General features: G+C 48.0%; 18 protein-coding genes and 1 pseudogene. 5 read left to right on the top strand and 14 right to left on the bottom strand.

Annotation, left to right across the window (positions count from 1 at the left end):
* The first annotated feature begins 104 nt into the window (after positions 1 to 104).
* Positions 105 to 230, top strand: a complete 126-nt coding sequence (locus tag KIU71_RS17955) for a hypothetical protein (protein ID WP_261348340.1) — start codon at positions 105 to 107, stop codon at positions 228 to 230.
* Between the two features lie 541 nt (positions 231 to 771).
* Here KIU71_RS17955 and KIU71_RS12140 read toward each other — a convergent pair.
* Positions 772 to 1173 carry a hypothetical protein gene (locus KIU71_RS12140; RefSeq protein WP_214131552.1) on the bottom strand — a complete coding sequence of 134 codons (402 nt, stop codon included), beginning with the start codon at positions 1171 to 1173 and terminating at the stop codon, positions 772 to 774.
* A 174-nt stretch (positions 1174 to 1347) separates the two neighbouring features.
* On the opposite strand from KIU71_RS12140, the gene KIU71_RS12135 reads away from it, so the two are divergent.
* Complete coding sequence (locus tag KIU71_RS12135) at positions 1348 to 2223, top strand: LysR family transcriptional regulator (RefSeq protein WP_214131551.1); 876 nt, start codon at positions 1348 to 1350, stop codon at positions 2221 to 2223.
* A 23-nt stretch (positions 2224 to 2246) separates the two neighbouring features.
* Here KIU71_RS12135 and KIU71_RS12130 read toward each other — a convergent pair whose 3' ends face one another.
* Both KIU71_RS12130 and KIU71_RS12125 read right to left on the bottom strand, forming a co-directional pair.
* Positions 2247 to 3014, bottom strand: coding sequence for a hypothetical protein (locus KIU71_RS12130; RefSeq protein ID WP_214131550.1), 768 nt, complete (start codon positions 3012 to 3014; stop codon positions 2247 to 2249).
* A gap of 68 nt (positions 3015 to 3082) precedes the next feature.
* Positions 3083 to 3766, bottom strand: coding sequence for a sensor histidine kinase (locus KIU71_RS12125; RefSeq protein WP_214131549.1), 684 nt, complete (start codon positions 3764 to 3766; stop codon positions 3083 to 3085).
* 153 nt (positions 3767 to 3919) lie between these two features.
* Between KIU71_RS12125 and cysB the strand changes: the two genes are divergently transcribed.
* On the top strand, positions 3920 to 4894 hold the full coding sequence (gene cysB / locus KIU71_RS12120; protein ID WP_214131548.1) for an HTH-type transcriptional regulator CysB: 975 nt from the start codon (positions 3920 to 3922) through the stop codon (positions 4892 to 4894).
* Between the two features lie 24 nt (positions 4895 to 4918).
* On the opposite strand, the gene KIU71_RS12115 is transcribed toward cysB, so the two are convergent.
* The 3 genes from KIU71_RS12115 to pabB all read right to left on the bottom strand — a co-directional run bounded on the left by KIU71_RS12115 (position 4919) and on the right by pabB (position 8416).
* The gene (locus KIU71_RS12115) at positions 4919 to 6292 is read right to left on the bottom strand and encodes an L-serine ammonia-lyase (protein ID WP_214131547.1); all 1374 of its coding nucleotides are present in this window, start codon (positions 6290 to 6292) and stop codon (positions 4919 to 4921) included.
* A 167-nt stretch (positions 6293 to 6459) separates the two neighbouring features.
* Positions 6460 to 7035, bottom strand: a complete 576-nt coding sequence (locus KIU71_RS12110) for a CoA pyrophosphatase (RefSeq protein WP_214131546.1) — start codon at positions 7033 to 7035, stop codon at positions 6460 to 6462.
* Positions 7028 to 8416, bottom strand: a complete 1389-nt coding sequence (gene pabB, locus KIU71_RS12105; protein WP_214131545.1) for an aminodeoxychorismate synthase component I — start codon at positions 8414 to 8416, stop codon at positions 7028 to 7030. The genes KIU71_RS12110 and pabB overlap by 8 nt, the downstream gene beginning before the upstream one ends.
* Before the next feature lie 122 nt (positions 8417 to 8538).
* Between pabB and KIU71_RS12100 the strand changes: the two genes are divergently transcribed.
* Both KIU71_RS12100 and rmuC read left to right on the top strand, forming a co-directional pair.
* Positions 8539 to 10065, top strand: coding sequence for a fumarate hydratase (locus tag KIU71_RS12100; RefSeq protein ID WP_214131544.1), 1527 nt, complete (start codon positions 8539 to 8541; stop codon positions 10063 to 10065).
* 9 nt (positions 10066 to 10074) lie between these two features.
* Positions 10075 to 11502 carry a DNA recombination protein RmuC gene (gene rmuC / locus KIU71_RS12095; RefSeq protein ID WP_250207472.1) on the top strand — a complete coding sequence of 476 codons (1428 nt, stop codon included), beginning with the start codon at positions 10075 to 10077 and terminating at the stop codon, positions 11500 to 11502.
* Here rmuC and KIU71_RS12090 read toward each other — a convergent pair.
* The 8 genes and pseudogenes from KIU71_RS12090 to cysK all read right to left on the bottom strand — a co-directional run bounded on the left by KIU71_RS12090 (position 11499) and on the right by cysK (position 20206).
* A complete protein-coding gene (locus tag KIU71_RS12090; RefSeq protein ID WP_214131542.1) occupies positions 11499 to 12671 on the bottom strand; it encodes a GGDEF domain-containing protein in 1173 nt (390 codons plus the stop codon). The two genes, rmuC and KIU71_RS12090, sit on opposite strands and share 4 nt — an antisense overlap.
* Before the next feature lie 73 nt (positions 12672 to 12744).
* Positions 12745 to 13968, bottom strand: a complete 1224-nt coding sequence (locus KIU71_RS12085; RefSeq protein ID WP_214131541.1) for an ABC transporter permease — start codon at positions 13966 to 13968, stop codon at positions 12745 to 12747.
* A gap of 9 nt (positions 13969 to 13977) precedes the next feature.
* On the bottom strand, positions 13978 to 15288 hold the full coding sequence (locus KIU71_RS12080; RefSeq protein WP_214131540.1) for an ABC transporter permease: 1311 nt from the start codon (positions 15286 to 15288) through the stop codon (positions 13978 to 13980).
* A complete protein-coding gene (locus KIU71_RS12075; RefSeq protein ID WP_214131539.1) occupies positions 15282 to 15959 on the bottom strand; it encodes an ABC transporter ATP-binding protein in 678 nt (225 codons plus the stop codon). Before KIU71_RS12075 ends, KIU71_RS12080 begins: the two co-directional genes overlap by 7 nt.
* A gap of 40 nt (positions 15960 to 15999) precedes the next feature.
* A complete protein-coding gene (locus KIU71_RS12070; RefSeq protein WP_214131538.1) occupies positions 16000 to 17295 on the bottom strand; it encodes an efflux RND transporter periplasmic adaptor subunit in 1296 nt (431 codons plus the stop codon).
* A gap of 128 nt (positions 17296 to 17423) precedes the next feature.
* Positions 17424 to 18601 (bottom strand): annotated as a pseudogene (locus KIU71_RS12065) (hydroxymethylglutaryl-CoA reductase).
* A gap of 69 nt (positions 18602 to 18670) precedes the next feature.
* On the bottom strand, positions 18671 to 19129 hold the full coding sequence (locus KIU71_RS12060) for an IseA DL-endopeptidase inhibitor family protein (protein ID WP_214131537.1): 459 nt from the start codon (positions 19127 to 19129) through the stop codon (positions 18671 to 18673).
* A 111-nt stretch (positions 19130 to 19240) separates the two neighbouring features.
* A complete protein-coding gene (cysK, locus tag KIU71_RS12055; protein ID WP_214131536.1) occupies positions 19241 to 20206 on the bottom strand; it encodes a cysteine synthase A in 966 nt (321 codons plus the stop codon).
* Between the last annotated feature and the right edge of the window lie 3 nt (positions 20207 to 20209).

Below are 20209 nucleotides of genomic sequence, written 5' to 3'. Positions count from 1 at the left end.
GAAATGAATAGTGTTAGCGGCGGGGTTATGCCAGCAGTGTGGATTGCTTACACAATAATGGTGCCTGTTTTTGCAGCCGGCTTCGCTGCAGGAGCATCAGAGTAATGGCTGAGCTCTCTACTCATGAGTTAGACGAGGTGAGTGCCGGTGTCGCGCCTATTATATTGGCTGCCCACATTATCAGTGTGGGAGGTGGTATAGCGGGTATCGCAGCTTGGATACTTGAGTAAGCCTTTTATTACGGGATAGCAAAGAAGTTTTTTATGCGGTTCGCCTCCTTTGCCGTCTCGTTTATTTTAAGTTCTCTAACAGGAAAGTCGAGTATGAATAGAACGTCAATCACCATTTTTCTCAGTGTATTGTCAATGATATGTGTTGCCATTGTTGGATTTGAACTACTTGTAAATCGTTCTAATTTTGGACTGAAAATTCTTGGTTTGTCGCTCACGGCAATTTATCTTTCAACGCTCAGCTACAAATTTTTCAAGAAAAAAGGTTAGCGCGTGTTGATCTCTGCGATACGAATTTTGTTCAGTTCTATGGCTTGCGGCTAAGCAAAGAGAGTTGAAGCTTTCGCTCGCTTATGTCGTTTTTACTCTGTTTATTGTGGGCTATTTCTTCCCTTAGACCTTTGAATACCGTTTATGTATGAGCTGCTAATTTTAGTGTTCGGCGTCAGTATGCATAACGTTTATGAAACCAAGCGACTCAATCGGCGCATTGATTTACGACTTAAGATTGCAAATGAAAATGCCTGAATGTCAGTCGCACTCAACGCGTGCGCGGAAAGACAGACAAGTTGCCGTATATCAGCATCGAAAACACACAGGCGACAGCAATTACCAGTATGTCGGCGGGATCATAACGACCGATAGTTAAATGGGCTTGAAGGAGTTCAAATATAAGAAGACAGAGCGTGGTAGCGACAATACTAAGATAGTGGCGTTTAGGGTTACTCAAACACCACATGAAAGAGATTGCCCCGATTGCACCAAAGAAACTGGCGCCTGAGTAGACAACGAAAACGCCCAGTCTCGTCGTGGGAAGCGTTTGAGTGTCGACACAACCCATAATCATCGACCACATCGCAAAAGACAGAACGCCTATCAGGCACGCAATTAAGTGACCGTTTTCATTGATTGGTTGGGGGGCTTTCGTTAACAAGAGTTTCAACCATGGCTCCTACAGCGCGATGTTGTCGTAATGATTAATGATACTGGCCTCATAGTAGAAACCACACTGTACTGAAGTCTAAGAAGATACAGACCTAAAGTACGTGGGGGTGCAGATTGCGTTTATTACGGGCGTTTTGTACTCTTGTGCAAATCCTTAGTTGTTTGTGGGCTCATGTTTTCACCCAAATCAGTCAATGCCTTCGTACGGTTAGCCGAATCAAAGACGTTTGCAGAGGCTGCCGATAAGTTACACATTACTCAGCCTGCATTGTCGACCAGTATTCGCAAACTCGAAGCGCAACTTGGCGGCAAGTTGTTTTCACGCAATACGCGCAACGTGCAACTGACCATGGAAGGGAAGACGTTTTTACCCGCCGCAAAACGCTTGTTGCTGGATTGGTCAAACTCTCTTACCGACATGCAAAGCCTTTTTGCTGTGCAGCAGGGAACGTTAACCATTGCGGCTATGCCTTCATTTGCTGAGGGTATGTTGCCAGGCATTATCGCTAATTTTTTAAATGCGTACCCAAACGTCAAGATACGTGTGCTGGACGTAGTGATGGAGGAGGTGATTGATTGTGTGCTATCAGGGCGCGCGGAAATCGGTTTCACTTTCGCACCAGAACAACTCGATGGTTTGACGTTTTCAGCGTTGTTTGATGATCGATTTATGGCGATTGTCAGTCGCGAACATTTAATGGCAAAGGCTGATTCGCTGGATTGGTTGGCTACCTTGCAACAACCTTTTGTCGCCATGAATCGGCAATCCAGCGTTCGGCGTTGGGTGGAAGGTGTCGCCGATGAACATAAGGTAAATTTGAATGTGGTTGCAGAGGCTAATCAATTAAGCACTGTGGGCCAACTGGTTGCACACAACATCGGCGTTTCCATTGTTCCTGCGCTGTGTGAAGCGCAAATGGTGTCAAAAGGTATCCGGTGTATTGCTCTGGAGCAGTTATTTATCAATAAACCCGTTGGCTTACTAACTGCAACACGAGGCTCCCTCTCGGTCGCGGCAGAAGCGTTTCGTTCTCACTCACTGCGCTGATTGACGACCATTATTTATCTAGGCTACCACTTCCGCTTCGGCGCAAATAACTCATCGAGTTCATCACGCTCGGCCGCTTTTTTCTTCTCTCTATCCTGAGCGTTCACATTCTTCAGGTTATTCTGAATTTCGCGTAATGTTTCGCCGAGTTCGGCTCTACGTGTTTGCACATATTCATCTGGCTGGGTTTGCGCTTCAAGGGCGCCAATCGCTTTCTCAAAGTACTGACGTGCTGAGCCGAGCATATTCGATGACATTGCATTGCGACCTCGCCGAGCAAGCGTTTCAACATTCACTTTAAGTTGCATACGTTCAAGGATTTTATCCTCGTACATGTATGTTTGCGTATCAACTTTGCCTTTGCTGTGCTCAGCACGAAGCAACACACGCAACTTTTTAATTGATTGGATCATTTGAATGATCATCTTGTCGTTTTCAGGCAAGTTGACAGCGCTTTGCTCGCCACCAGAGGATGCATTAACATCAATACTTTGAACACGTTCTTCAGCATCTCTTACGCGTTGTTTGATTTCAGGGAGCGTGGGGTTGAGTTCGTAAATAATCTTAAGCGCATTCTGAATACGCTGGTGTAATATCCACACGAGTTTTGGCGAAATAGAAAACTGCGAGGCTGACATCAATACACTTTCGGTCTCGTCGATCACGGACTTCTGTTTAGCAATTTCAGTGCGCTTTTCTGCCTCTTGTTTTGCTTTGTGCTGTTGAACGGCGTTGATGACAATGGCCACAACCACCAGCGATACAATTAACCCTACAATGATAGCAAACATGATGTCAGTGAATTCTCTATAACAATGCGCAAAACGTTTTACGCGTATTTTATTGTTGTCGGCACAGTTTAGGGTAATTTTACTTTAAAAACACTACCGCCGTACTTTCCACCATTAGAAAGCTCAATTTTGCCATGTTGGTCATGATTGCTGTGTGCTTTGGCAATCAGGCGAGCAAAGAATAATCCAAGCCCAGTGCGGCCTTGGCTCACGTTAAAATCAGCGAGACCGGTGGTCGACTGCTCAAGCATTCGTTGTGGGTAGCCTTGTCCATCATCCTCGATTGTGATGACGAGTTGGTTATCCACCATACTCGCGCTTAAGTCGATGGTTTGATTACCGTAGCGCATTGCGTTGATCAATACGTCATTGAGTAATAAAAAAATGAGATCTTTATCAAAAAAACCGCTGATATCGTTTTCATAATGTAAATTCAACGTCACGTTACGTTGGCGAATGTAAATCGCGTTCGCGCCAGCCAACTCAGTGAAAACATCTTCAATGAAGTGCTCATCAATATTCAGTGGCAACTCAGAGAGTTCGGAACGATACAAAGACAACATTTGTACCAGGCCGGTGTTTAATCTGGCTGCCTCGTAATGAACGTCAGAGAGTTGTTGGCGCGCCGTTGAATTATGTTCGTCAATGTTGGTTTCCAGCGTTTCGAGAGACTGCATCAGCAGGCTTAATGAGTTTTTCATATCGTGCACGGCAGCAGCAAGTACGAGTGAAAAATCAATCGGGGTCGGCATAGAAATTTCCTCTTTGCGACAGATATTTTGTATATCGAAACGGTTTTTAACTACAATGACGTTATACCGATATGATCTAAGAGTCCAATAATGATAGATTCTTAGTGTCGCGATATCGACATCAAATTCAATGCGCCAACCTACGGACTCCTCATGAAACTACAGCAGTTACGGTATATTGTAGAAGTACAGAATAATAATTTAAACGTGTCGGCAACCGCTGAAAGTCTATACACCTCACAGCCTGGTATCAGTAAGCAAGTAAGAATGCTTGAGGATGAGCTGGGCGTTCAAATTTTCGGGCGAAGTGGAAAGCACCTTACCCATGTCACGGATGCTGGCACGGATGTGATTGGCATCGCCAGAGAAATTCTGGCGAAGGTCGAAAGTATCAAATCAGTCGCACGTGAGCACACCCTGCCAGATCAAGGTAAGCTGAATATAGCGACCACGCATACACAAGCGCGCTATGCACTACCTGAAGTGATTCAAGGCTTCATGACGAAGTTTCCGAAGGTGTCGTTGCACATGCACCAGGGAACGCCTTCGCAAATCAGTGATTTAGCCGCGAAAGGTGAGGCCGATTTTGCTATTGCAACTGAAGCACTGCACCTATACAACGATTTGGTGATGCTGCCATGCTATCACTGGAATAGAAGCGTCATTGTCAACAAATCTCATCCACTGGCAAAGAAAGGTTCTATTGATATCGACGATATTGCCAAGTATCCATTGGTGACATACGTCTTTGGTTTCACTGGGCGTTCTGAATTGGATCAGGCGTTTGAGCGAGCGGGATTAACGCCGAAAATTGTGTTCACGGCGACCGACGCAGACGTGATCAAAACCTACGTTCGTCTTGGCGTCGGTATTGGTGTCATTGCATCTATGGCGGTCAATGAGGTACAAGACGATGATTTGGTGAAAATTGATGCCAGTCATTTGTTCAAATACAGCACAACAAAAATAGGCTTTCGTAAGGGGTCTTTTTTACGTAGTTACATGTTTGACTTTATCGAACGATTTGCGCCCCACCTGAGCAAAACCATGGTCGAACGGGCGATGATGCAAAAGAATAATGACGATGTTGAGAAGTTATTTAAAGATGTGACTCTGCCGGTTAAATAGCCGACAGAGTAAAAGCCTACCGCATCAACACTCTATGATGTTAACCGCTAAACCGCCGCGCGCGGTTTCCTTGTATTTCGTTTTCATATCATTGCCAGTATCGCGCATCGTTTTGATCACTTTATCTAGCGACACTTTATGCTGGCCAGAGCCTCTCAGGGCAAGTCGAGACGCGTTGATTGCTTTGATTGCACCCATGGCATTGCGCTCAATACAAGGTACTTGAACCAAGCCGCCAACCGGATCGCACGTCAGCCCTAGATTGTGCTCCATGCCGATCTCAGCCGCATTTTCTACGGAATCAACCGAACCACCGAGAATTTCGGTTAACGCACCCGCAGCCATTGAACAGGCTACGCCAACCTCACCCTGACAACCCACTTCCGCACCAGAAATAGACGCATTTTTTTTGTATAAAATACCAATCGCTGCCGCTGTAAGCAGGAAGCGTGTAGCGGTTTCGTCGTCGACAGGTTGCACAAATTTGTCGTAGTAACAGAGAACAGCGGGGATGATACCGGCAGCACCGTTTGTGGGCGCGGTAACCACACGCGAACCGGCAGCATTTTCTTCGTTGACTGCCAGCGCAAACAAGTTAACCCAATCCATCGCTTGCATGGGGTCTGAGGTTTTTTCATTTTTTAAGCGACGATAAAGCCCCGGCGCACGTCTCAATACTTTTAGGCCACCCGGTAAAATTCCTTCGGTCTGTTTACCCCGTTCTATGCAAGCTTGCATTACACGCCAGATATTGGCCAGCTTCTCTTGGATCGCTTCTTTGGGCTGTAACACCATCTCATTACGCCACATCAGGGAACTGATTGAAATTCCATTGGTTTTGCACTGTTCGACTAACTCTGCCGCACTTCGAAAGGGGTAGGGAACGGGTTTTTCGTGATGTTCAATCGCTTCGTTCTTGCTGGCCGGAAATTCTGCTTCCGTCACAATAAAGCCACCACCAATACTGTAATAGGTTTCCTCGGTAAGTAACGTCTCACCACTGTACGCTTTTAGCGTCATCGCGTTGGCGTGCAGCGGCAGTGATTTGCGTCGATGAAACATGATTGCCCCTTCGCGGGGAAACTTGATGTCGTGCGTTCCGTTAACGGGTAGTCGCTGGGTCTGTTCCACATTTTGAAGCAACCTGTCGATAGCTTCTACATCAACGGATTCTGGTGTTTCGCCATGCAAACCTAGGATCACGGCTTTGCCGGTGCCGTGGCCTTTACCGGTTAGCCCTAACGAGCCATACAACTCGGTTTTGATGCGCGTCACTGAGGATAGAATTTCAGAAGCTTCCAGCGCTTTGACAAATTGATACGCCGCGCGCATCGGGCCAACAGTGTGAGAACTGGACGGGCCAATACCGATACTGAACATATCAAAAACACTAATCATTATGCTGCTCCCCAAAGACTTATGTAGTTGCGTATTATGGTGGCTTTCCGTGCAGGCACAAATTAAAAAAGCTAATTTGAGTGATTACGCGTGTTAATGCACTGTAAAGAAAACTTTATAAGCGCAACGATCAACACGCTCAAGTATCGTTGGCCAATACACTCGCGTTAGTGATCAAACACGTGGTTAGACAAATTTCTCAAAATGGCAGCGGTTGCACCCCAGATATAGGTGTTGTTGGCAGGAATAAAGTAAATAGGATAGCGAGACTGCTGACGATCAACCCAGTGTATAAAGTGATTGTCGCGATCGAGTACGTGCGCCAGTTTAACCTCAAAAGCCTCAGCGACTTCATTCGGATCAAGCGTTAGCGGCAAATTGGCTTTCACCAGCCCAACCACAGGAACAATTTCATAGCCGCTAATCGTGCGATAATTCGGCATCTTTCCCAACACCGTGATTTGGTCACGTGAAATACCAATTTCTTCGTGTGTTTCGCGTAGTGCCGCTTCAACGGCATCTGCATCACCTTCTTCCTGTCGCCCACCCGGAAAGCTGACCTGATTGGGGTGATGCTTTAGATGCGCGGCGCGGCGAGTCAACAAGACCCGCAACCCGTCATCATGCTGTACGAGCGGTATCAACACAGCGGCAGGTTTACCGGCTTGTCGCAGCGGGTAGTCCTGTTCTCTGGGTACAGTTCTGAGGTGGTGAAAACGACTTAAAAATTCAGCTTCAGTCATGCAGTATTGGAATGATTTTGTTGACTTTATCCAGACTTTCTTGAAATTCATCTTCTGCGGTAGAGTCTAGCACGATACCGCCACCTGCCCAGCAATAAACCCGATGGTTTTCGCACAATAACGTACGGATACAAATACTGGTGTCCATGTCGTTTTTTAACCCAACATAGCCTATGCTGCCACAATATATGTTGCGGCCGTTCGCTTCCAACTCATCAATAATTTGCATGGCGCGAATTTTCGGAGCACCCGTGATGGAGCCGCCCGGAAACGCATCGCGCAGTAATTGAAAAGGTGACGCATCCTGCGCTAATTCACCTTCTACCGTGGTCACCATATGATGCACTGCCGCGTAGCTTTCCAACGCAAACGGTGCAGGCACTCTGACGCTGTGCGGTTGACAATGCTTGCTAATATCGTTTCGCAATAAATCTACAATCATGAGGTTTTCAGCGCGATCTTTTATCGACGTTAGAAGGGCGTTTGCCTGCCTGCTATCTTCTTCAGGATCGTCACTGCGCGGCCGTGTTCCTTTAATGGGTTTAGTTTGCACCTTGCCGTCGCTAACCGCTAGGAATCGTTCTGGTGAAATACTCAAAAGGGTTGCCTGTGGCAGCCTCGCATAGGCAGAGAAGGGCGCTTTGTTTGCGTGTCTCAAATTCAAATACGCCTGCCATTCACTGCCTGTATAACCGGCACTGAAGCGCTGAGCAAAATTCACTTGATAACAATCCCCGGCATTCAGGTAAGCGTGGATCGCGTCAATACCCCGTGTGTATTCCTGTTTATTTAGGTTTGCCTGCCAAGGCTCCGTTAGTTGAAAGGGGGCCTGCACATTCTTCGGCGAAAACGCCCGACACCATTGGCTAAACGGAAGCGCTGTTTCAGGTCTGCAGTCGTAAAGGGTATTGCAGTGCTTATCGAGTATCAGCGAGCGCGTATACAAACCAACGGCCATATCAGGGCACTGATACTCATTTGAGAAACGACTGGGGAGATACTCAAAACGCCGCCCCAGATCGTAGCCAAATGCACCTGCGACACCAGCAATAAAGGGTAACCGGCGTGCCAGTTCGGTACTGGGCAATTCATATTGCTGAGCGAAATCAGCGTGTATGCGTTCTGCCAGAATGAGAGGATCATCGGAACTTATCGTGGTGTGTCCATCTGATGCTGTCCAGATGCGCGTTTCAAGCCCTTCGGTAACCAGTGTGGTTTGTGGGTCTACCAGCATAATGTCAAATCGATTGTCGCCTGTAATATCACCAGCACTGTCTAACAGTAGTGCCCACGGTGTTTCAGCAAACGCCTCAAACAGTGAGGTGAGGTCCGCTTCTGAGAAGGGAGAAATCGGGTCGATGGTGTATCGCTGTTTTTGCATTGGCCTTCTTAAGTCTTATGTTGAGGAGTAGCACTGTCGCTTGGCACGAGGTAGTATACTGCGCGTTACGTCGTTAAGACCAACCGAATTTGTTTATTCAAAAAGCACGTAAAGAGGACCCCATGACCGTTATTCGTCAACAAGACTTTATCGAAAGTATTCAAGATGCTTTACAGTTCATTTCATACTATCACCCACTGGACTATGTCAAAGCGGTCGAAAAAGCGTATTTGAAGGAACAGAGTCAAGCGGCAAAAGATGCAATGGCGCAAATCTTAATTAATTCGCGCATGTCTGCTGAGGGTAAGCGTCCGCTGTGTCAGGATACTGGCATAGTGACTTGTTTTGTGAAAGTTGGCATGCAGGTCAGTTGGGATAAAACCGATATGACGGTGCAACAAATGGTTGACGAAGGAACGCGCCGTGCCTACTTGGATCCTAACAATCCTTTGCGCGCTTCGATTGTTGCTGACCCTGCCGGTAAGCGTCAAAACACCAAAGACAATACACCAGCGGTCGTGCATGTCGATCTGGTTGCCGGTGATAAAGTCGAAGTGATGATTGCCGCTAAAGGTGGCGGTTCAGAGAATAAGTCGAAAATGGTCATGCTCAACCCCAGCGATGATATTGCTGAATGGGTGGTGAAGACACTTCCGACCATGGGGGCGGGTTGGTGTCCGCCAGGTATGCTCGGTATTGGTATCGGTGGCACCGCTGAGAAGGCCGCTGTATTAGCGAAAGAGAGCTTAATGGATCCTGTCGATATTCATGAGTTGATTGAGCGTGGCCCTGAAAGTACCGAAGAGAAACTGCGCGTCGATATTTTCGAGAAAGTGAACAAGCTCGGTATTGGTGCTCAGGGATTGGGCGGGTTGACTACAGTCGTTGATGTGAAAATTATGTCGTTACCAACGCACGCCGCATCAAAGCCAGTGGCAATGATCCCAAATTGTGCGGCAACACGTCATGCACACTTTTACTTGGACGGCAGCGGCCCTGCCGAATTAGAAGCGCCCAAACTGGAAGATTGGCCCCAAGTTACCTGGGAAGTTGGTGAAAATACCCGTCGCGTGAATATGGACAACCTGACAAAAGACGATATTAAAGAATGGAAGGTTGGTGAGACAGTGTTATTGTCCGGCAAAATGCTGACCGGTAGAGATGCCGCACACAAACGGATCCAGTCGATGCTTGATAGTGGCGAAGGCTTGCCCGATGGTGTGGATTTGACCAATAAGTTTATTTACTACGTAGGCCCGGTAGACGCCGTGGGTGACGAAGTTGTCGGCCCCGCAGGCCCAACGACGGCGACGCGCATGGATAAGTTTACTGACATGATGCTGGAGCAAACCGGCCTGCTTGGCATGATTGGTAAAGCAGAGCGTGGGCCAGCAACAGTTGATAGCATTGCTAAGCATCAATCGGTGTATTTGATGGCGGTCGGCGGTGCGGCATATCTTGTGTCTAAGGCGATTAAAAAAGCCCGTGTCATTGCGTTCGAAGATTTAGGAATGGAAGCTATCTACGAATTTGAAGTTGAAGATATGCCGGTGACTGTGGCGGTGGATAGTACAGGTGCCAATGCGCACCAAACCGGCCCAGCCATTTGGAAAGCAAAAATTGCCGATTTGGATAAGGCCTTAAGCTAAGGATTGCTGTTGGAAACTCTCACGCTAGGGCCATGGGCCCTCATTCATGCTGTCCCGCCAACGGTGATCGCGCTGATTGCCTTGATTGTTATCTGGCGATTATCAGCGGCTCGGCAGCAATTATCGTTTCGAAATACGCAGCTTGAAGAACAGCTTGCGTCGGCGCGATTAAAAGAAGACGACTTACATCGACTTGAAGCTGAAAATAAACGCGCTGAACATGAATTAATCGGGTTGCGTCATGAAGTCGCTAATCTGCAAGCGACAAAGCAGGAATGTGTTGATTTACGACGGACTATCGATGACCTTCGACAGGAGTATGCGCAATCACGCACACAGTATGAGTCGATAATCGCTCGACACGAGTCCGACCATAAAGCGAGTGCAGAAAAGTTAGATTTGATGCAACAAGCCGAATTACGTATGCAAACGCAGTTTGAAAATCTTGCCAATAAGATATTCGAACAAAAAAGTGAATCCTTCGTAAAAGCGAATAAAACCGGTCTTGATGCCCTCTTGCTACCCCTGAAAGATCAGATTGAGGGGTTCAAGCGACAGGTATCGGATGCGTACGTTAAAGAGGGGCAGGAGCGTGCTTCACTCAAGACTGAGATATTAAGCTTAAAGGAGCTGAATCAGCGCATCACGGCTGAGGCCACTGCGCTGACGAACGCGCTGAAAGGTGACAATAAACAGCAGGGGAATTGGGGTGAGGTTGTGCTTGAGCGTATTCTGGAGGAGTCAGGATTGCGCGAGGGCTATGAGTTTGAAACCCAAACCGCATTTCGTTCTGATGAAGGGAAACAGTTGCAACCTGACGTGATTGTTCATTTGCCGAATGAAAAAGATGTGATCATCGACGCCAAAGTGTCGTTAATTGCTTATGAAGCTTATCACAGCAGTGACGACTCACTAGTAAGAGAGCAACAGCTCAAAGCGCACGTGAACTCGATTAAAACGCATATGAAGGGCCTGAGTAAGAAGGACTATCAAAAACTTAAAGGCGTTCGCACACTCGATTATGTGTTGATGTTTATTCCTATCGAACCTGCATTTTTACTTGCCATTGATGAAGAGCCTTCGTTAGTCACCACCGCTTTAAATCACAATATCATGCTGGTTAGCCCAACAAATTTGCTAGTGGCGTTGCGCACGATTAACAATATTTGGCAGTACGAGTATCAAAATCAAAATGCGCAGTTAATCGCTGAAAAAGCAGCCAAGTTGTATGACAAATTGCATGGCTTTGTCACGGATATGGAAAAGTTGGGCAAATCCATTGAAAGTTCAGCAAAAACCTATGACGCAGCTTTGAATAAATTGAGTAGCGGCAAAGGCAACATATTGCGTCAGGTAGAAAACTTTAAAAGCATGGGCGTTCAGCCGACCAAATCATTGCCCAAGCATTTAGTCGAAGACGATACGGATAGTGATTAACCCGAAGCCAGCAATGTGCGGTTGCGACCGGCACTTTTAGCGGCATAAAGTGCTTTGTCCGCCTGACTTAACAACGCTTTGGTGCTATTGACCTGAGTGATTGAACTAACGCCGATACTGACCGTAAGCGCGATATTGTGGTTGTTCCATACGAATGGATGATCAGCAATGCTTAAACGTAATTTTTCGGCCACCTTACTGGCGTGTGTTTCGGTACAGTTAAACAGGACCGCCAGAAATTCCTCGCCACCGTAGCGGGCCAGTCTGTCCGTTTCTCTTAATTCAGCACTCATGATGGCGGCTACATGACGGATCGCCTTATCGCCCGCATCGTGACCATGTTGATCATTAATTGATTTAAAAAAATCCACGTCAATTAATAACGCCGAATAAGGAATTTTGTCGCGGTCATAGGCTTTTTCGGCGCGACTGATTTCACGGCCTATGGCATGACGATTGAGAAGCCCGGTGAGCTGATCGTGATCGGCCAAATTGCGTATTTTGGCAATAACCCGCATCAGCGCAGCGCCAATGGCTGCAACGTTAATAAAGATAATCGCGCCGAGGTAAATCCACAAAATAGGAATACTGTCGATCCGCGCTTTGAGAAACAAAGCGTCGGCAAGAGCAGGAAAAAATAAACCGGACAATGCTTTCACCAATAAAACACAGGTGAGCACAAACACCGGAGTGACCATTAAGACAGCACCGTAGCGCGGAATATCCTTGAGAAGCGCGTGATATTTTGCGTACACCGTCATCGCCAATACCGCAGAACTGACTGAGGTGATAGTTACCGCTGTCGTGCGATAATTAATGAGTGTTGTGGCGGCCAATATGACAGCCGCTAGAACCGTGAAGAGTACAACTTGGTCAAATACGGCATGATTCGGCAGTCGAAATAAGCGATAAATGCCTTTCTTATAGAGAAATACGCCTAAGACCAACAACACGTCCGCCAGCAGCCAAATCATGGTGCCGTCTTCAGGCGCGCGAAATAGGGTGACCAGAATAGCAAAAAACAGGAACAGATTGCCCGCAGCGAAGCGCTTACTGGCAACAGTATAGATGGTTAACGGATAGGCTAAGCACATCCAGGCTAAACCGGATATGGCTGAGATAAACGCGATGACAAGCGCGAGCAGGGCGGCAGGTTCAGTTTCAAACATAACAGCATCAACCAGAGACGACATGCTAGTTATAACAGAACCTGCGGCACTATTCTATTTGGCTGGGGGCTATTTAGATTGCCCGAGTCGCCATGGCGGGTGAAATCGATGCGGCATTTTTGGCTGGAGCCAATACAGCAACTTGACCGGCAATGATAAGCACCAGCGCACCTGCTGGAATGTAATACCACGCTAGAGGCGTCACGTGAAACCATTGCACCAGAGCGATATTTAGCCCGACAGTGCACAACGTTCCCAATATGATGCCAACGCCGCTAATCAACATGTTCTCAAGCAGAAAGAAGCGTAAGATATCGATTTGAGTCGCGCCGAGTGCGCGTTTAGTACCGATATGCTGTTGACGCTTTTGCACACTAAAGCTGGCCAGACCAACGATACCGGCTATCGTGATCAGCAGCAGTGCACTGATGACGGTAAGTAGTAAAGTGATCATGGCTTCGTGTTGCTGATAACTCCGATCGCGTGTCTCTGTTAACGTGGTGGTGTCACGAATGATGCGACCAGACTGGCTGGACGATAGCATTTCCTCTACCTCAAGCATCATTCGGTCGCGCTGGCCAGCTTGCGTTCGGACCAGGTATCGGGTCGACGTGAATGCCATGTTTTCTGGCGATAGCATACTGTGTTCCAAGTTGCTCCAACCAACCCATGGCGCTTGTAATTGGTCGACAACGCCGATGATCGTCATCGGTTCTTCATCACCAATGTACACCGTTTGGCCTAGCGCATTGTTGGCTGAGTCAAACATGCTTTTCGCCAGTGCTTCAGTGATAATCGTCAGGCTCGGCCAATTAGGCTGAGAAGGCTGACGCCAGCGGATTTCCTGCGGAGTAAATTCGCGGCCCGCGACCAAACTGAGATCGAGCGTTTCCAACGCATTTTCATCGACCATATACACCGCGGTGTTGGTTGTTTCTACATCATCCCCCGGCGTTTTAGCCAGCGACATTGACCACCCGCCACCACTGATAGGGATCGCATTAATTTGTATCGCGTTAACAATGCCCGGCATCTCGCGCAGCCGAGAGAGATCATCGGTAACGCTGACTTGCGCGTTAAAGTCGTTGGCGTAGCCCGTGCTAGTGATGTAGAAAGTGTTGTCTTCATCCAGCCCGCTGTCACGTTGCATCATGGCGTCTCGTTGAATAACAATGGCCAGACTATTGATAACAATCGCCATCGTAACGGCTACCTGTATGGCAATTAAACTGGCACCCACTTTATTGCGTAGGAGCGCGCGCCAGAGCGGGCCAATTTCTAAACGGCTGAGGTTCATAGTTTGTCCTTACAATTTAAGTTGAGAAGCAGGCTGAACAGCGCAGGCACGCCATGTGGGATATAAACCGGCGAGTAAGCTACTCAGCAGCGACAGAATGATGGCAAATGCGATCATGGTTAAGTCCAGCTTCACCAGATTTTGCATATAGTCGCCATACAATTGCTTAATCGCCTCTAGCCCGCCAAGCGTCATCAGTAATCCGAGTAAACCACCCAATATGCCAATACAGGCAGATTCAATCATGTGTTGAATAAAAATATCTTTTCGCGACGCGCCCACCGCGCGACGTAAGGCAATTTCAGGCGTCTTTCCAGCAAATTTCGCCAACAGCAGACCGACGGTATTGACTAAACATACGAAAAGAAACATGAACGCCATATACAGCATGATCTGTGCGTCGTCAGCGACAACTTCTTCGTTTTCTAGCCATTGCATGACATTGGAAAGCCGATTGTTTAATGGTCGTTCGAATCGACCCAATTGCTTTTGTTGCTCCACATAGCTGTTTAAGAAGTTTATGTAAGCCGCTTTGTCGCCCTCCGTCGGAAGCTCTACCCAAAACTGATAATTAACGCACTCGGAATTCAGAAACGCCTCGAACCCTTCTCCGTCAGGGGATTTCCAACAATTGGTGTTACCACCATTGCTAAGTTCTAACTGTTGCTTCATGTAGAAAGGAATAAAAACGTCTTCGGCGGTATTGAATGCGCCGACAGTGACATCGTAAAATTTTGGTACTGGTTGCCATGTGTCGAGTACACCCACAACGCGGAAGGGTTTTCCAGCCAGTGTGATGGTTTCGCCTACTGAGTTCTCACCACCAAATAGGCGGTCATTCATCGCTCGCGTGATAACCGCAACATAGGCACGCTGCTCGTCATCTTCACGTTGCCAACCGGACCCATACAAAAAGGGTGTATCGAATAAGGCAAAGAAGTCACTGAAGTTGAGTCTCAGCGATACCATAAATGGATTTTGATCCGGATCTGAGGGTTCTAGCACTGCGCCAGAACTCGCCATGGCAGATTGTCTCAATCCTGCACTTGCCTCCATCAGGTTCAAAGCGTCAGTCCATGTGATCTGATCCGGTGGTTCATTCGGTTCGCGAGCGGGTTCAAAAGGGCTCCAACTGTCCAGTTGAACATAGTACAACTGCTCGCTCTTGTGTGGGATTGGGTTGGATGACATCAGATGATTCACCGTTGCAACGCTGACGCTCGCGCTAATACCCAGTGCAATCGCCAATATCATCAACGAAGATAACAATGGGCTGCGACGCAGGCTACGCAGCCCTAATTGACTGTAATAACTTAGCATAAGCTTGCCTCCTCATGCACACGACCATCCTGTACAAAAATGTTTCGGCCTGCCTGCGCCGCCAATGCTGGGTCGTGTGTCACCATGACAATGGTGGTTCCTTGCTGATTGATGGCTTGCAGCAATTGCATGACTGATTGCGCCATTTCACTGTCGAGATTGCCGGTGGGTTCATCCGCTAATATAAATCGGGGATCGCCCGCTAGCGCTCTTGCGATAGCTACCCGCTGTTGCTGACCGCCAGAAAGCTGCGAAGGAAGGTGTTTCATACGCCCGCTCAGGCCAACCTGTGCTAAGCCTTCCTCAATGCGCCGTTTACGTTCTGCGCCATTGAATCCTCTGTAGCGCAGGGGCACATCAACGTTGTCATACAGATTGAGATCAGGAATTAGGTTGAAGTTTTGGAAAATGAAACCGATTTTTTCATTTCTAACTTTGCTTCGCTGAGAGTCTGTTAAATGGCTCACATCGTGACCATCCAGAATGTATTGCCCTGAATTGAAGGACTCCAGTAGCCCGGCAATGTTTAGAAAGGTCGTTTTACCTGAACCTGACGGGCCAGTGACAGCCACGAACTCTCCCTCATTCACGTGCAGCGTAAAGTCACGAAGCGCGTGCGTTTGCACGCTGTCAGTGGTGAACGTTTTGGATAAATCTTGCATGCTTAACATGGTAAAGTCCTTAACAATACTAATACGGTGAATAGGGCGGTTATGGCGTGATCAAAACGCGATCAGCGCCATTGAATGAGTCTGTTGATGAAATGATAATGCGGTCGCCTTCTGATAAGCCGGTGAGTATCTCCACCGCCGCAAGGCTGCGTGCGCCGGTCTGAATAGATACCCGTTCGGCACTATCTTGCGTCAATCGGTAGGCAATTTTGCCGGCGCCGGATTCTAAGAACTGACCGCGTTGCACCAGTAACACATCGCGCTGATTTTGCATCAGGATCCGCGTCGTCAGTCTTTGGTTCTGGCGTAGGCCTTGCGGAGCCTCAACCGTGTTTTCGTTATCGTCAGTTCGATTGAAGCTCACGCGCGCGTTAACCTGGTTGTTTTCAATTTCAGGCGAAATGGTAATCAGTTGTGCGGAATGTGCTTGGCCATTAACCATGACTTCAGCGGGCATCCCGATGGCGAGGTCATCGGCATAGCTTTCGGGGATCGTGACATCCAATACAAACTCTGATAAGTCGACGACGCTTAGAATGGGCTGATTACGAATAACCTGATCTTTTTGCTGGGCACTTAAATTGCCGACAATTCCGTTGACCGGAGATGAAATCTGAAGATCGCTGACCTGCCGCTGCAGGTTATTTACCAGCAATTGTTGGCGGTCAAATTGCAGTTGGCGCGTTTGAATATCAAAAGCCAGACTTTCGGCGTTCAATGCCGCATCGCTCACAGCATGTTCATAAACTAAACGCGCATTCTGTAGATTGTCCTGAGCAGCCTCAAAGTCAATTTCACTGATCGACTGTGATTCCATAGCCCGGTCACTGCGGCGTTTTTCACGCTCGGCCGCGGTTAGCGCTACTTGGGCAATATCGACCGCCTTTTGATACTCAAGTTGACTCTTCTTACTACTGATCTTGGCGCGCTCTAATTCGGTCTTGCTTTCTTGTAACTGTGCCAGCTGTTGGCTGAGCTGATTGGTTAGCTCCGGGCTATCAATGTCGGCAATTATTTGGCCCACGGTGACTGTATCGCCCGCGTCAACATGCAAGGTCACAACACCGTGATATGGGCTATAAACGGTTGGACTCACCGCTGCAACAACGCGCCCCTGAACTGATAAATCCCGTTGCAGATCCCCACGCGTCACGGTCGCAATCCTAAGACGGTCAGCCGATACACTTGAGCCCGCCTGTCGCCATGAGTTCAGCGTCGGACTGACTAAATACGTAATCAACGCAATAGCAATGATGCTGATAACAATCACAATGGGGAGGGGCTTGAATCGCTTAGGAGCAAGTTTCACATCTTGCGCGCTGGTGTCCTTGATCATTCTACTTCGCTTTCAGTTATTATGTATTTCTGATGCTAAGTCGAGACAAGTTGTGAAAAGGTTTAAATCGAGCAATAAAAAAAGCCAGCGCGAAGCTGGCTTGATATTTTTGGTATGGTGGTTAGCGTTTAACTTGAGCGGTTGCGCCCATATTTGTCGTGGCTTGACACCCAATGCCCTGCAATGACCGCGCAGGCTAGTGATATATCACCCGCGAGTACCGTTGCTGCAACAATTTCAGCCAGTTTATTGGCTTTACCCTTGCCGTAGCAGCCGAGCAACTCTAAACACTCTCGCTGCGTAGGCAAGCCTGTGCCGCCGCCGTATGTTGCACAAATGAGCGAAGGCAATGTAACGGCCATGTAAAAATCACCATTATCGAGCAGTTCGTGCGACAACAAACCCGCATGTGATTCAACCACATTGGCTTCATCCTGACCTGTGGCAATAAACAACGATGCGATGCCATTGGCCGAGTGCGGCCCGTTGTACGCTGCACCAGCCATCATCGCACCGGTATTCGCTAGCACAGATGCTTTCGCCAGCGTTTTTGTGTCCACCTTCATGACCCGTTCAAGCACATCCTTTTTCAACACGATTTCAGCGATTACGCGCTTGCCACGTGAATGCAACATATTCAAGTGTGAATGCTTTTTATCGGTATCCATGTTGCCCGAAAGCAAATACAAACACTTCTTCGGATAGGTTGCTTTGATCCATTCACAGGCGGCTAGGGTGGCTTTACCCACCATATTCTGGCCAGCGGCGTCACCAGTGGTGTAGTTAAAGCGCAAATACCGCACGCGTGCGACAGACCATTGATGAATATGCATCAGTTTTCCAACACTCGTGGTGCTTTCTGCCGCCGCTGCGATACCTTCCATATTCTCATCGACCCAAGCACCAAAATCACGTGCTTCCCGAGCATCGGCGAAAATAAACGCAGGTGCACGTTGCATAAACTGTTCAACGACCGTGGTTTTTACGCCACCGCATTCATTGATGACGCGCATGCCGCGACTGTAACTTGCGACAAGTGTCCCTTCTGTCGTGGCAAGCGGGACGTAGAACTGACCATTAGCATGTTCACCATTGATTTGCACTGGACCTGCAACCCCGACCGGCATTTGCACGATACCGATAAAGTTTTCAATATTTCCAGGTAATGTATCGGTGCTAATTGAATACTGCCCGTATGGGTGAGGTCTGCGCCGGTTTTTTGTTTTAGAAATTGGCGCCGTTTGCTGGCCCACTCATCGCTGTAATCATTATCAGCGCTACGCGGGATCCTGGTATCATCACTCATTCAATGCTCCTTGGTGTGCGATGTTAAGCAATTGTAAATATGACCGGTTTTGCGTTCTGTTACAACTGTTTATAAAAACATGTCCGCTTCAATTTTATCCACTTTCCAACTGCCTTTTTCTTTGATCAGTTGTAACGTGCGCAGCTCATCGATTTTATCGTCCTGATAATAGCCCGATAAAAAAAGCGTGACTTTGGCACTGTCTGAAAATTCACTTCGACCTACGCTATCGCCGCTATCTGGATTAATTTCGACAGTGTCGTAGAGCAAATTAAACAGGTGCCTTTGAATATTGCGGTTAGTGCGGTAATTATTCAGCAGTCGCGCCATTCGTTCAGAACTCAGCGCCAGTGCGTTGTCAATGTTTTCGTCTCGATAGATACTGGCGACAAACATAACTGCTGCATACTCCGGCGTATTGTCGGCCATCATGCCGTACTTCCCAACGCCTTCGCCGCGCTTAACGTCGCTGCAGGCTGAAACAAGCAGGAGTACGACCAATGGTAATGATTGAATCAAGGCTTTCATCAGTGCAAGTCCCTGTGGATGCGCAAATAGACCATTTTATTGTAGGCACAAAAAAAGGAAGGTGTCAGCCTTCCTTTTTCATCAATCTAGCGAAAGTCAGCCCGTTACGCTTTACTGCACCTCTTCGGTGTCACTGAACTGGCCGGCAAACAGTGGGCTACTCAAATAGCGCTCGGTACCACTGGCAATCAAAACGACCACAACTTTATCTTTATTTTCAGGTCGCTCTGCGTATCGCTTCGCAGCCACAACCGCAGCGCCGGAAGAAATGCCTGCTAAAATGCCTTCCTCTTTCATCAAACGATGAACCATCTCCATACATTCTTCATTGGTGATTTGTTCCACTTCATCCACCAAGTCAAGGTCTAGGTTCCCAGGAATAAAGCCCGCACCGATACCCTGTATCTTATGCGGCCCTGGCGTGAGTTCTTGGCCGGCTTTAGCCTGTGTAATCACCGGCGAGTCAGTCGGCTCAACAGCCACCGACGTGATGGCTTTGCCCTGCGTTTTTTTAATGTAACGGCTCACACCTGTGATTGTACCTCCGGTGCCCACACCAGCGACGAAAGCATCAATTTTGCCTTCTGTGTCTTCCCAAATCTCGGGGCCAGTCGTTTTTTCGTGGATTTCAGGGTTAGCTGGATTATCAAACTGCTGAAGCAACACGTATTTATCAGGATCTGAGGCGACAATTTCTTGTGCTGCGGCAACGGCTCCTTTCATACCTTTAGGTGCTTCGGTTAAAACCAGATTCGCTCCCAATGCCTTCAACAGTTTTCGGCGTTCCAGCGACATACTGCTCGGCATAGTCAGGGTTAATTTATAACCACGAGATGCAGCCACAAAGGCCAGAGCAATGCCGGTGTTTCCGCTGGTTGGTTCAACAAGCTCTTTATCTTTTGTCAACACGCCGCGTTTTTCGGCATCCCAGATCATGTTTGCGCCAATACGGTCTTTGACGCTGAAACTGGGGTTGCGCGACTCAATTTTGGCGTACACATTACCGCCCGTGACGCGATTGAGTTTTACCAAAGGAGAACGACCAATGGCGAGTGAACTGTCATCAAATACTTTCATAAA

The organism is Alteromonas oceanisediminis, from assembly GCF_018474025.1.
GTDB classification, from domain to species: domain Bacteria; phylum Pseudomonadota; class Gammaproteobacteria; order Enterobacterales; family Alteromonadaceae; genus Alteromonas_E; species Alteromonas_E oceanisediminis.
Note: the sequence above shows the minus strand (reverse complement) of the source record. Positions and strands in the feature narration are given on the sequence as shown.